The following is a 13,257-nucleotide window of genomic DNA, read 5'->3' as shown; positions in this document are numbered from 1 at the left end:
CTCCAGAGGTGAACCGTGAAGCTCCGCTTGTTTGCCGGTGTGTCCGTGCTCGTGATGACGGCCGGGCTGAGTGCCTGCAGTAGCTCCTCCGATGCCTCCGACGACAGCTCCGACGGGAGCACCACCATCGACGTCTGGCTGATGCGCGACAGCGTCTCGGCCGCGTTCCAGAACGACTTCGTCAAGGGCTTCGAGACTGCTCACCCGGACATCAAGGTCAAGGTGCAGATCCAGGAGTGGGACGGAATCGGCGAGAAGGTCACGGCGGCCCTCGCCAGCAACGACGCACCGGACGTCATCGAGACCGGCAACACCCAGGTCGCCCAGTTCGCGCAGAGCGGAGGGCTGCTCGACCTCAGCGACAAGGTCGACGAACTCGGCGGGAAGGACTGGCTCAAGGGCCTCGCCGAGCCGGGCGCCTACGAGGGCAAGCAGTACGGCATCCCCTACTACGCCGCCAACCGCGTCGTCATCTACCGCACCGACCTCTTCAAGGAGGCGGGCGTCGACGCGTCCGCCATCAAGACCCGCGACCAGTGGATCGCCGCCACCGAGAAGCTCAACACCGGCGACACGCAGGGCATCTATCTGCCCGGCCAGAACTGGTACACCTTCGCGGGCTTCGTCTGGGACGAGGGCGGCGACCTCGCCACCGAGTCCGGCGGCAAGTGGAAGGGCAGCCTGGACACCCCCGAGGCGATCCGCGGCATGAAGTTCTACGAGAAGCTCCAGGCCCTCGGCAGGGGCCCCAAGGACTCCGACGAGGCCAACCCCCCGCAGGCGGACGTCATGGCCAAGGGGAAGGTCGCCCAGATCATCGCGACACCCGGCGGCGCCAACGTCGTCATCCAGAACAACCCCGCGCTGAAGGGCGAGCTCGGCTTCTTCCCGATCCCGGGGAAGACCGCCGGCACACCCGGCGCGGTCTTCACCGGCGGCTCCGACCTCGTCATCCCGACGGCGTCCACCAAGCAGGACGCGGCCTACACCTTCATCAAGGAACTCACCGGCGACACCTGGCAGAAGAAGCTCGCCGTCGCCATGAGCTACGTCCCGAACAAGACCACCCTGGCCGGCGCGGTCGCCTCCGACCCGGGCGCCGCGGCCATGGCGGTCGGCGCCGCCGAAGGTCACGCCACGCCCAACACACCCGGCTGGGCCGCCGTCGAGGCCAAGAACCCGGTCAAGGACTACATGACGGCCGTTCTCACCGGAGGCGACGCCCAGAAGCAAGCCGCCACCGCATCCGACGCCCTCACCACGGCGATGAACTCCGGCTCCTGAACCGTCCACGCACCGGAAGGAGGAGCGCCGTGTCGGCCGCCGTCCGAGAGCAGACCGCGCCTCGCCCCCCACTCGGCACCGGGCCACCCCGGCGCTCCACCGGCCCAGGACCGCGCCGCCCGTCGAAGACCGCCGACCGTGGGGTCTGGCCGTACGTCCTGATCGCGCCCGCCGTCCTCGGCGCGCTCTACCTGCTCGTCTATCCCCTGGTCCGCGCCGTGGTGATATCGCTCCAGGACTTCGGACTGCGCCAACTCATCCTGGGCGACGCGCGTTTCGTCGGACTCAAGAACTACGAGACGCTGCTGAGCGACGGCCGCTTCTGGGAGGTCGTACGCCGCACCTTCCTCTTCATGGCGATCAACGTCGTCCTGATCATGGCGCTGTCCACGCTGGTCGCGCTCATGATCGAGCGACTCGGCCGGTTCGGCCGGACCGCGGTCCTCAGCGCGCTCGTGCTGACCTGGGCGATGCCCGTCATCGCGGCGACCACCGTCTTCCAGTGGCTGTTCCACTCGGAGTTCGGCATCGTCAACGCGGTTCTGACAGACCTCGGGTTCGAATCCTTCGACCGCTACCCCTGGTTCGCGCACGGTCCGGCCGCCTTCGCCATCGTGGTCACCCTCGTCGTGTGGCAGTCCGTGCCCTTCGCGGCGATCACCCTGTACTCGGCCCTCACCACCGTCCCCACCGAGCTGTACGAGTCGGCGCGGCTCGACGGAGCATCGGGGCCGCGGATATTCCGCTCCCTCACCTTCCCGATGGTCCGGCCGATCTTCATGCTCGTCTTCTCGCTGGAGGTGATCTGGACGTTCAAGGCGTTCGTCCAGATCTGGGTGATGACCAACGGCGGACCCGGCGACGCGACCACGATCCTGCCCGTGTACGCGGTGCAGACCGCCCTGTCGAGCCAGCGCTACGACCTCGGATCGGCGGCCTCCATGGTCACCGTCGTGCTGATGTCGGGCGTGCTCGTCTTCTACTTCCGCCAGATGTTCCGCCAGGAGGACGAGCTCGCATGAGCACGACCCGGCCCCGCATCCGCCGCATACCCCTGAACGCCGCCGCCGTGGTCACGGTCGTGGTCTGTCTGTTCCCGGTCTACTGGATGGTCGCCACCGCGTTCACACCGACCCGCTACATCCAGTCCGACAGCCCCCGGCTGTTCCCGGAGACCTGGACACTCGACCACTTCCGCGCCGCCGTCGGTGCCGACGGCTTCGGCCTGTTCTGGCGCAACAGCATCCTCGTCACGCTGAGCGCGGTCCTGCTCGCCCTCGTCATCGCGCTCGGCGCCGCCTACGCGGTCGCCCGGATGAAGTGGAAGGGGCGCCGGCAGTTCATGCTCATGGTCTTCATCGCCCAGATGGCGCCCTGGGAGTCACTGATCATCCCGGTCTACATCATCTCCCGGGACACCGACATGCTCGACCGGCTGCCGACCCTGACGCTCGTCTACTTCATGATGACGCTGCCCTTCACCGTCATCGTCCTGCGCGGCTTCATCGCCACGATCCCCCCGGAGCTGGAGGAGTCCGCCCAGGTCGACGGCTGCTCCCGGCTCGGCGCATTTCGGCATATAGCGTTCCCGCTCCTTGCCCCGGGCCTGATGGCCACCTCGCTGTTCGGCTACATCACCGCCTGGAACGAGTTCACGTACGCCAACTTCCTGATCATCAAGCAGCAGGACAACCGCACCCTGCCCGTGTGGCTGTCCTCGTTCCAGAACGTCTTCGGCACCGACTGGGGCGCCACCATGGCCGCCTCGACCCTCTTCGCCGCCCCGGCACTCGTGGTGTTCCTGCTGCTCCAGCGCCACGTCACCTCCGGCTTCGCGGCCGGCGCAGTCAAGGGCTGACCTCACACCCACCCCCGCGACCCCGTTCCGGAGGCGACGCATGCCCGCCCTCGTCCCCCGCCCCACCGAGGCCGCGTTCAGGCCCGGCCACTTCACCCTCGACGCCGACACCGCACTGCGCATCGGCGCAGGCGCCGAACCGGCCGCGGAACTGCTGCGCACCCTGCTCGCCCCCGCCACCGGGCTGCCCCTGCGACCGTCCCCGGACGGACAGTTCGCCCTGGCGCTCGACTCCGGCCTCGGCAACCTGGGCGAAGAGGGGTACGTCCTCGCCATCGACCCGCACGCCGTGCTGCTGCGCGCCGCGCACCCCACCGGCCTGCTGCGCGGCATCCAGACGATCCGTCAACTCCTCCCCCCTGAGGCCCTGTCGGTGATCCCGCAGCGCGGTACGCCGTGGCTGCTGCCGTGCGCCGACATCACCGACGTCCCGCGTCACCCCTGGCGCGGCGCGATGCTGGACGTGGCACGCCACTTCCAGCCCGTCTCCTACCTGCGCCGGTACGTCGACGTGCTGGCCCTGCACAAGATCAGCGTGTTCCATCTGCATCTCACCGACGACCAGGGCTGGCGCATGCCGGTCGCCGCCTGTCCGAAGCTCACGGAGATCGGCGGCCACCGCGCCGAGTCCCAGAAAGGCCCGGCCGGCAGCGACACGTACGACGGCGTCCCGCACGGTGGGGCGTACACGCGGGCCGAACTCGCCGGCCTGGTCCGGTACGCGGCCGCTCGCGGCGTCACCGTCATGCCGGAGATAGAGATGCCCGGCCACGTACGCGCAGCCCTCGCCGCCTACCCCTCACTGGGCAACCACCCGGAGCGCATCCTCGACGTCTGGACGCGCTGGGGCGTGTGCGACACCGTCCTCGGTGTCCACGACGAGGTCCTCGACTTCTGCCGCACCGTCCTCGACGAGGTCATGGACGTCTTCCCCTCGCCGTACATCCACATCGGCGGCGAGGAGTGCCCCACCACCGAGTGGACGCACAGTGTCGCCGCACGCGAACGAGCAGTGGCGGAGGGTCTGCCGAACCCCGAGGCCCTGCACGGCTGGTTCCTCGGACGGATCGGCGACCACCTCGTCCGGCACGGACGCCGCCCGGTCGGCTGGGCCGAGACCGGCGCCGAACTGCCCCTCGACTTCACCGTGATGACCTGGCGCGACTCGGCCCACACCCTGGCGGCGGCCCGTCGCGGCCACCCCGTCGTCAGCGCCTACCACCGGGCCACCTACCTCGACTACGCCCAGTCCGACAACCCGCACGAGCCGCCGGCCCAGCCCGGAACCGTCGTAGATCTACGCGCGGTCCATGCCCACGACCCCGTACCCGAGGACGCGGACGCCCAGGCGGCCGGGCGGGTGCTCGGCACCCAGGCCCAGCTGTGGACCGAGTTCGTCACGACGCCCGCCCACATCGAGTACCTCACCTACCCGCGGCTGTGCGCCCTCGCCGACCGCGGCTGGAGCGGCACGACCGACTGGGCCGACTTCCGGTCCCGCCTCGACGCGCACACGGCCCGGCTCGACGCGCTCGGCGTCCAGCACCACCCCTGACCTGTCCCATTCCGGGAATCACCCCACCTTTCTGGAGAGGAACAACGATGAGATTCGCGAAGAACCGGCTGCGCGCCACCGCACACACCGCCGTCGCGGTGGCCATGGGTGCCGCCGCGCTCACCGCACTCCCGGCCACCGCGAGCGCGGCCGCCGACGGGCTGAGCGTCCAGTACCGTACGAGCGCCACCGGAGCCGGCGCCGACCAGGCCGAACCCTGGTTCAAGGTGAAGAACACCGGCACCACGAGCGTGCAGTTGAGCAGCGTCAAGGTCCGCTACTACTTCAAGGCCGACTCGGCGAGCGCGACCTATCGCTTCGCCTGTTCCTGGGCCGTCAAGGGCTGCGCCAACGTCACGGGCGCCTTCGGCACGCTCGCCAACCCGACCGCCACGGCCGACCGCTACCTCGAGATCGGCTTCACCTCCAGTGCCGGCTCGCTCGCCCCGGGCGCCGACACCGGCGACCTGCAGCTGCGCTTCTACCAGTCGACGTGGGCGCCGCTGAACCAGAGCGACGACTACTCCTTCGGCGCCTCCCAGACGTCGTACGGCGACTGGTCCAAGGTCACGGCGCAGCTGGCCGGCACCACCCTGTGGGGCCAGGCCCCCGCGGGCAACGGGCCGACGGACCCGCCCACCGACCCGCCGACCGATCCTCCGGCCGACGGCGCCACGCTGTTCGACGACTTCAACTACAGCGGCTACACCGACCCGAAGATCTCGGCGAACGGCTGGAGCGTGCGCTCCAACTCCGGTGGCCCCGGCGTGCCCGGCGCCACCTGGGCGCCCGAGAACGTCACCTTCTCCACCACGGGCGGCAACTCCCTCATGAACCTGGAGACCTCGACCGCCGGCACCGGAGCGAGCACCGAGCAGACCGAGATCCTCACCAAGTCGATGAAGTTCAAGAACGGCACCTACGCGGCCCGGGTCAGGTTCAGCGACGCGCCCAAGTACGGCCCGGACGGCGACCACCTCGTCCAGACGTTCTTCACCATCAACGACCTCAAGGCACCGCTGGCGGACGACTACGCCGAGTACGACTTCGAGTACCTGCCCAACGGCGGTTGGGGCGAGCCGTCGAACATCCTCTACACGACGTCCTGGGAGACCTACCAGGCCGACCCGTGGGTGGCGGTCAACCAGCACACCGAGAGCCGCCAGAGCTTCAGCGGCTGGCACGACCTGGTGCTGACCATCGACAACAGCACCATCAAGTACTACATCGACGGGCAGCTCTTCGGCACCCACGGCGCCGCGTACCTGCCGGAGCGGCCCATGTCGATCAACTTCAACCAGTGGCTGATCGACCTCGCGGGCCAGACCAGCACCACCGCGCGAGCGTACGACCAGCAGGTCGACTACGTCCTGCACGTCAAGGACCAGGTCCTCACGCCGGCGCAGGTCACCGCCAAGCTGAACGCGTACCGCAGCGCGGGCACCACGTTCCAGGACACCGTCCCCAGCAGCTGATCCCCTTGCCCGACGACGGGGGCGAAGGTGACCGCGCACTCGGTGCAGATGCATCGAGTGCGCGGTCCTTCTGCCCGCCGCCTCAGGAGGTGAGGTAGCAGGTCTTGCTCACGCCGGGCAGCGGATCGGTGCCGAATGCCGCCGTCGTGCAGCCGGTGCCGCCGGTGAACGACTTGTAGAGGAAGCGGCCCCGCGCGCCGTAGGCGACGGTCCGCTGTCCGCTGAAGGCGCACGTGCCGCCTTCGGCGGAGCAGGCGGTGGCGTAGCCGACCGGGCCGCCGGTCGCGGTGTAGCAGGCCTTCGACTCCCCGGCGATCGGGTCGCCGAACGTGGCGTCGGTGCACGGGGTGTTGCCGGTGGCCGTGATCGTCGTGAACGCGCCGAAGGCTCCGTACGTCACCGGCTGCCCCGCGACGGCCGGGCAGGTGCCGTTCTGGTCCGCACATTTGGTCCAGCCACCGGGCGGTCCTCCGGCGGGCGGCAGGTAGCAGGACTTGGCGACTCCGTCGATGGGATCGCCGAAGTGCGCGTTGGTGCAGGCGACGGAGCCGTTGGTGACCTGGTGCGCGAAATTGCCGTTGGCGCCGTAGGCGACGTCACGGTTGTAGCCGGGCACGGCACAGGTACCGCCCTCGGCCGCGCAGACGGTGTATCCGGGCGGGCCGCCCGCGTCGGCGACGTAGCAGGACTTGACGAGATTCGCCGCCGGGTCGCCACCGAAGGAGGCGTTGGTGCAGGCGGTGCTGTCGGTCGCCGTCTTGTACGTGTACGTCCCGGCCCCGTAGGCCACCGCACGGGTGCCACTGAAGGAGCAGGTGCCGCCCTCGCCCGCGCACCGGGTGAAGCCCGCCCGCAGCGCACCGGTACCGGGTTCGGCGGGTGCCGACGGGTTGCCCAGTCCGGTGGCGGTCACGCTGTAGCTGCCCGGGGCGACGCCGGTGAGGTACACGTAGGTGTCGTCCTGGCTCGCGCCGGTGATGCCGGAGGTGGGCGTGAAGGTTCCGTTGCTCCAGACGACGTTGCCGTTCACGGACACCGAGATGTTGCCGCCGCCGAACTTCGGGACGCCGATGCGGCCGCTGGTGCCGGACGGGCTGGTCAGGTGCGCCGCATAGGTACCGGCGGCGGGCTCGCGGGACCAGGACGCGTTGATGGCGCCCTGGGGCATGGTGATGCGGCCCTCGGCGCTGGTCAGGTCGCCGGGGTGCGGGACGAAGCGGTACGCGCCGGTCGCCGACTCCGGTGCGGTGCCGAGCACGTCGAAGGTGAGCGTGGAGGTGGGCGCGCTGGACCAGCCGTGGGCCAGGCTCATGAACGAACCGCCGTAGGCGAGGCCGCCGTCGGCCTTGATGCCCTCCCAGAAGGTGCTCTTGGTGCCGATGTCGCTGTTCAGCATGTGGCCCCAGGTGCGGCGGATCTGCGCGAGGGCGCCGTAGTCGTCGTTGGCGGTGAAGCGGGCGTTCAGCTCCATGCCGCCGGCGAAGGGCGACACATTGCCGCCCCATTCGGGGGTGGTGGGGCCGTAGATGCCCCAGCGGGTGCCGAGCTGGGTGATGATGCTCCGCGACTTCGCGGTGGAGTCGGTGAGCCCGTACCAGACCGCGAGCGAGTTGCCGTCCTGCGGGTACAGACCGCTGGTCGGGTTGTCCTTGTACATGCCCTTCGAGGCGTCCCACAGGCGGGAGTTGGCCGCGGTCTTGAGGGCGGCCGCCTTGGCGGCCCAGCTCGCGGCGAGCGCGCTGTCGCCCTCGACCGTGGCCAGGGTGGCGCCGCCCTTGAGCGCGGCGTACAGCAGCGCGTTGGCGGAGATGTTCTCGCCGCCCTGGCCGACCCGGGCCCAGTCCTGGGTGCGGGTCACATCGAGGAGGTTGTTGCCGCCGATCTTGTTGATGATGAAGGCCATCCCGCGCTTGTAGTCGGCCCATTGGGAGTCCAGCCACGTCCGGTCGGCCGTGTACGTGTAGTACGTCGCCGTGCCCAGGAGTGTCCAGGTGTGGTAGGTGTCCGAGCCGGTGAGGTTGAACGGCGGTCCCGACCAGGGGATTTCGCCCTCCGCCGACTGCACGTTGTACATCGTGGTGAGCGCGTTGCGGGTCGAGGTGAGGTCGTTCGAGTAGGCGTACTGCGTGGGTACGGCGATGCCCAGGTCGCCGGGCCACACCGTACGGTCACGCTTGGCCCCGTCGACCAGGACGGAGTCGCCCACACCTACGGTGGCGCCGTTGTCCCACTCCGAGGCCGGCGGGGGCCAGGCGCGGCCCTGGTCGGAGGCGATCGTGTTGAGCTGCACGGTGTACGCCCCGGCGTACCAGATGCGGTTGAGCAGCTCGTCGCTGGAGGAGAAGTAGTTGGCGTAGTCGGCCGGGTTGGCCTTCCCCGGAGCCGCGGTGAAGTCGAGGCTGACGCCCGTGAGGTCCACCCAGCCCGAGCTGTCGAGGAAGACGGTGAGGTAGCGGAAGCCGCCACGCTGTCTCGCGGTGGGCATCGTGTAGGTGCCGTTGGCGGAGGCCGTCGCGTAGAGCGCCCCGTCCTCGCCGTCACGGCCGCTGCTGCGGTCGCTGTTGTTGCCCACGTACAGGGACGACTCGCTGAAGGCCAGGCCGATTCGTTGGCCGCTGCCGCTGGTACTGCCGAAGGACAACGTTGCCATACCGCCGACTTCCTTGCCGAAGTCGAGGGTGACGGCCGACTGCGAGCCGGAGATCCGCGTCGGCTGTCCGCTGAGGACGTTCTGCGGGTTCGCGACGCTGCCGGACGTTCGGTGGACGGCGGTCGGCTTGAGGGTGCGTGAGGTCGGCGAGTAGTTCAGGGCGTCAAGGGCCGCCTTGCTGACGCCTGTTGGAGTCACCGGGGTCGCCGCCGAGGCGGACGGCGCGGGACCTGCGGCCAGCACGGCGGCCGCGACCATGGCGAGGCTGAGCAAGTGGTACCGACCTGGCGATCTGTTCAGCGGGGAACGACGGCGCATGGGAACCTCCCGGGGCGGGTGCGGGAACAACGGAAACGTGACGTCTGAAACGATTCAAAACCGTGGCCTGCGAGGCCCAGTGGCCGATCGGACAGTGGGATACACGAGGAGCCTCGCCGAAGTTCCACCGATGATGGGCGCGCGGAATCGGGGTGTCAACCCGCCGCGGCGACCGCGAACTGCCCTGCAACGGACTCCCGTTGAAGGCATTGACAGGGACTCGCCAAGCCGCTTCACTGCCTCGGAGACAGGTATGGACCAGTGCGCGATTCCGGCCCGGCTCGGTGCGAGCCGTCGGCCCCAGCAACGCCCACCAACCGGCTTCCCCATCGTGAAATCGAGGCGAGTTTGCCGTGTCCTCACGAAGTTCCGACATCGTTGTCAGATCACGGCTTCTCAGCGTCCTGCTGACGGCCGCTCTCGCGTTCGCGGCACTGGTCCCGGCCGCGACGCCCGCGGCCGCCGCCACCCCGGTGTGCGTACTGGCCTGTGACACGCTGGACCCCTCACAGGCCCGGCAGGAGAGCTTCCCGGTGCCGGCCAAGAACCTCAACGGCCGTCGCCTCGAACTGCACGTCTCCGACGCGGACGACATGGCCTGGGCCAGCATCGACAACGGCGTGACGGGCGACTCGGTGTGGCTGGACCGCTCCTGGGACGGCGGCGCCACCTGGGAAGGACTGCTCGGCAAGGCGAGCATCCCAGGAACCTGGACCGGCACCAGGACGCTGATGTACAACATCACCGACCCTCGCAACCACCGCCGCGGCCTGGTCCGGGCCTGCGGCGACGCCGCGGCCGTCGGCTGTACGAACTGGGTCTACCCCACCGTCTGCGACACGCTCTGCGACGGCACCGACGCCGGCCAGGCGGCCGGCGACGACCAGCCGGTGCCGTCCACCACCCTCTACGGCCGCAGGATCCGATTGCACGTCGACCAGCAGAACTCCATGGCGTGGGCGAGCATCGACACCGGGGGCTCCGGCGACGAGATCTGGCTCGACCGTTCCTGGGACGGCGGCTCGACCTGGCCGGACGGCTCCTCCCTCGGCCGCACCAGCACCCCGTCCGGAGCCACCGGCACCCGTACCACCATGTACGCCACCCGCGACCCACGCGGCCTCCTCTACGGCGGCGCGGTCCGCGCCTGCGGCCGGGAGGCCGCCCACCAGGAGGGCAGCTGCACGGCATGGGCCAGGCCCGCGCCGACCAGGGCGCGCGCAGCGGCGGACGCGCTGATGACCTCGTACGACCCCTACAACGGCTGGTGGCCGAGCAGTTGGTGGAACTCCGCCGCCACCCTCACCTCCCTCATCGACTTCGCGAAGACCACCGGCAACCACCACTACGACTGGGTCATCGCCCGCACCTTCGAGCAGAACAAGGGCGTCTTCGCCGCCGGTGTGCGCAGCTCGGACGCGATCGAGGGCCACTTCATCAGCCGTTCCATCGACGACTCGGCCTGGTGGGCCATCGCCTGGCTCGACGCGTACGACTACACCGGCGACTCCCGCTACCTCGACGAGGCCGTCACCATCGCCAACTACGTCCAGCAGTACTGGGACCCCAGCACCTGCGGCGGTGGCGTGTGGTGGGACCGCGAGCGCACCTACAAGAACGCGGTGACGAACGGCCAGTACCTCTGGCTGACCACCGCGCTGCACCAGCGCATCCCGGGCGACACGGTATGGCTCCAGCGGGCCAAGACGTCCGCCGCCTGGTACAAGGCCGGCGGGATGATCAACTCCTCGGGGCTGGTGAACGACGGGCTGACCTCGACCTGCGCCAACAACGGCAGCACCGTGTGGAGTTACAACCAAGGACTGGCCATCGGCGGCTTCACCGAGCTGTGGAAGACGACCGGGGACAGTTCGCTGCTGGCCACCGCGCGGACCCTGGCCGACGCCGCCATCAGCAGCCCGGCGCTGACCCGGGACGGAGTGCTCACCGAGTCCTGCGACATCGGCTCGGCGGCCTGCGACGACAACCAGAAACAGTTCAAGGGCATCTTCATGCGGCACTTCGCCGACCTCGCCAAGGTCACCGGTTCCAGCACCTACCGGAGCTACATCCAGAAGCAGGCGGACACGCTGTGGGCGCAGGACCGCAGCTCCCTCAACGCCCTCGGTCAACGCTGGGCCGGCACCAGCCCCAACCAGACCGACTGGCGCACCCAGGCCAGCGCCCTCGGAGCGCTCACCGCCGCCGCGGGCTGACGACCGCTGGAACGGAAGGGTGTGGGGCGGGGCTCGGGCCGTCGATGCCGCTCGCCGCGCACGGGGCGGACCACGGCCAGGAGGGACCGCTGCCGGAAGGCGCACCTCTCAGCACGAGGGGCGCCTCCCGCCGGGCGAGAGGCGCCCCGAGGCGTGGGGGAGGATTTCTCGAAGACGGCCCACGTGCCGGCCGGGATGGTGAGCACCCCGGTCTCCTTCCCTTTCGATCACTCACGTCAGGAAGGACCCACCCTGCCGGACCCGACATCCTCTGCCCGGCCCGGTCGGGTACGCCAGGCCCCCGACGGCCTGCGCACACCACACCTGCATCAACCACAACGACGGACACAGGCGCCGTGATCACATCTCAAACAGGGCCTAGTAGGGCTTGGTCAGCTTCCCTCGTGAGTGGCATGTCTGCTTGCGGATGGGTGTCGTTGGGTTGGTGTGACACCTGAGGGGATGGCCGAGGTCCGGGAGGACCTGGAGGCGTTCGTGGCGGAGTTGTTCGACGGGTTCTTCCGTGCGGATCAGCGGCGGTGGGGGCAGGCGTATGTGCGGGGGCTGCTGCTGGAGGGAAGGCGTAAGTCGGTGGAGCCGATGGCGGCCCGCCTCGGTGAGGACGGCAACCGTCAGGCGCTGGCGCACTTCATCACCTCCAGCCCGTGGGACGCGGCCCATGTGCGGGCCCGGCTCGCCTGGAAGATGCAGGACGTCATCGGTGCGGAGGCGTTGATCGTCGACGACACCGGCTTCCTCAAGGACGGTGACGCCTCAGCATGTGTGTCCAGGCAGTACACCGGCACCGCGGGCAAGGTCACCAACTGCCAGGTGGGAGTATCGCTGCACCTGGCGCACGACCGTGCCTCGGCTGCGGTGAACTGGCGGCTGTTCCTGCCCGCTTCCTGGGATCCCACCTCGCCGGAAGCCGATCCGGTCAAGGTCGCCCGCCGCAGTCGCTGCGGCATCCCCGCCCAGGTGGGGCATGTGGAGAAGTGGCAGCTGGCCCTGGACATGATCGATGAGACCCGGTCGTGGGGCATCGACATTCCCCTCGTCGTCGCGGATGCCGGATACGGTGATGCCGCCGCCTTCCGCTTGGGCCTGGAAGAACGCAACCTGCCCTACGCGGTGGGGATTTCCTCCCGCCATAGCGCCCATCCCGCCGAGGCCCGGCCGGTCCAGCCCGCCTATGCGGGCACCGGACGGCCGCCGAAGGCGCAGTACCCCGAGCCTGCGCAGACCGTGAAACAGCTGGTCATCGCGGCCGGGAGGACGGCCGCGAGACCGGTGTCCTGGAGGGAAGGCTCCCGGCCGGGCAAAGGCCAAAGTGGCTTCAAGCGCATGTATTCGCGGTTCGTGGCCCTGCGGATCCGGCCTGCTGGACGCGGCATCCGTAAGACCAGCGAGGATCCGGAGCTGCCCGAGCGCTGGCTGCTGGCCGAGTGGCCGGCCTGCGAGAGCGAGCCGGTGCAGTTCTGGCTGTCGAACCTGCCCTCCGGGATGCCGCTGGCCACGCTGGTGCGGCTGGCCAAACTGCGCTGGCGCATCGAGCACGACTACCGGGAGATGAAACAGGCCCTGGGCCTGGCCCACTTCGAGGGCCGCACCTTCAAGGGCTGGCACCACCACGTCACCCTCGTCTCCGCCGCCCACGCCTTCTGCACACTGCAACGACTGGCACACCACCCAAAAGACACAGCGCAGGCCTGAGCCTCTACCAGGTCGTCCGCGAACTGCAGACACTCCTCGCCCTCTGGACCGGCGCCTGCCCCACCTGCCACCGCGACATACCCATGCCCATACGAACCTGACCAGGCCCTACTAGGGCCTGTCCGGCGGATCAGGTCGGAGGGAAGCGGCGGTGCCTTGTCGGCGCAGGTGAGCGGGGTCTGGTGCGT

Annotated in this window: 8 protein-coding genes; 7 read left to right on the top strand and 1 reads right to left on the bottom strand. The window is 69.5% G+C overall.

Going from position 1 to position 13,257, the window contains the following annotated elements:
* Positions 1 to 15 precede the first annotated feature (15 nt).
* The 5 genes from ACX28W_RS25285 to ACX28W_RS25265 are packed head-to-tail and all read left to right on the top strand — an operon-like array spanning position 16 to position 6,172.
* Positions 16 to 1,284: an extracellular solute-binding protein gene (locus ACX28W_RS25285; RefSeq protein WP_459001639.1), complete on the top strand. Its 1,269-nt coding sequence runs from the start codon at positions 16 to 18 to the stop codon at positions 1,282 to 1,284.
* A gap of 29 nt (positions 1,285 to 1,313) precedes the next feature.
* Positions 1,314 to 2,306: a carbohydrate ABC transporter permease gene (locus ACX28W_RS25280; RefSeq protein ID WP_459001637.1), complete on the top strand. Its 993-nt coding sequence runs from the start codon at positions 1,314 to 1,316 to the stop codon at positions 2,304 to 2,306.
* On the top strand, positions 2,303 to 3,142 hold the full coding sequence (locus ACX28W_RS25275; RefSeq protein WP_459001636.1) for a carbohydrate ABC transporter permease: 840 nt from the start codon (positions 2,303 to 2,305) through the stop codon (positions 3,140 to 3,142). Before ACX28W_RS25280 ends, ACX28W_RS25275 begins: the two co-directional genes overlap by 4 nt.
* Positions 3,143 to 3,182: 40 nt before the next feature.
* Positions 3,183 to 4,697 (top strand): beta-N-acetylhexosaminidase, encoded by a 1,515-nt coding sequence (locus tag ACX28W_RS25270; protein ID WP_459001635.1) that lies wholly within the window; start codon positions 3,183 to 3,185, stop codon positions 4,695 to 4,697.
* Positions 4,698 to 4,744: 47 nt separating this feature from the next.
* Positions 4,745 to 6,172 (top strand): cellulose binding domain-containing protein, encoded by a 1,428-nt coding sequence (locus ACX28W_RS25265; protein ID WP_459001633.1) that lies wholly within the window; start codon positions 4,745 to 4,747, stop codon positions 6,170 to 6,172.
* An 82-nt stretch (positions 6,173 to 6,254) separates the two neighbouring features.
* Here the strand turns inward: ACX28W_RS25265 and ACX28W_RS25260 are convergent, their stop codons facing one another.
* Positions 6,255 to 9,095 carry an alpha-L-rhamnosidase-related protein gene (locus ACX28W_RS25260; RefSeq protein WP_459001632.1) on the bottom strand — a complete coding sequence of 947 codons (2,841 nt, stop codon included), beginning with the start codon at positions 9,093 to 9,095 and terminating at the stop codon, positions 6,255 to 6,257.
* A 638-nt stretch (positions 9,096 to 9,733) separates the two neighbouring features.
* On the opposite strand from ACX28W_RS25260, the gene ACX28W_RS25255 reads away from it, so the two are divergent.
* Both ACX28W_RS25255 and ACX28W_RS25250 read left to right on the top strand, forming a co-directional pair.
* Positions 9,734 to 11,356, top strand: coding sequence for a glycoside hydrolase family 76 protein (locus ACX28W_RS25255; RefSeq protein WP_459001746.1), 1,623 nt, complete (start codon positions 9,734 to 9,736; stop codon positions 11,354 to 11,356).
* 462 nt (positions 11,357 to 11,818) lie between these two features.
* Positions 11,819 to 13,069, top strand: coding sequence for an IS701 family transposase (locus tag ACX28W_RS25250; RefSeq protein ID WP_459001631.1), 1,251 nt, complete (start codon positions 11,819 to 11,821; stop codon positions 13,067 to 13,069).
* The last annotated feature ends 188 nt before the right edge of the window (positions 13,070 to 13,257 follow it).

Source organism: Streptomyces sp. SD15, from assembly GCF_054462255.1.
This window is presented reverse-complemented; position numbering and strand designations above follow the sequence as displayed.

Excerpts from the sequence above, each read along its gene's own strand:
- ACX28W_RS25270 (WP_459001635.1), top strand. The coding sequence starts at position 3,183 with ATGCCCGCCCTCGTCCCCCGCCCCACCGAGGCCGCGTTCAGGCCCGGC.
- ACX28W_RS25275 (WP_459001636.1), top strand. The coding sequence starts at position 2,303 with ATGAGCACGACCCGGCCCCGCATCCGCCGCATACCCCTGAACGCCGCC.
- ACX28W_RS25255 (WP_459001746.1), top strand. The coding sequence starts at position 9,734 with ATGGCCTGGGCCAGCATCGACAACGGCGTGACGGGCGACTCGGTGTGG.
- ACX28W_RS25250 (WP_459001631.1), top strand. The coding sequence starts at position 11,819 with ATGGCCGAGGTCCGGGAGGACCTGGAGGCGTTCGTGGCGGAGTTGTTC.
- ACX28W_RS25265 (WP_459001633.1), top strand. The coding sequence starts at position 4,745 with ATGAGATTCGCGAAGAACCGGCTGCGCGCCACCGCACACACCGCCGTC.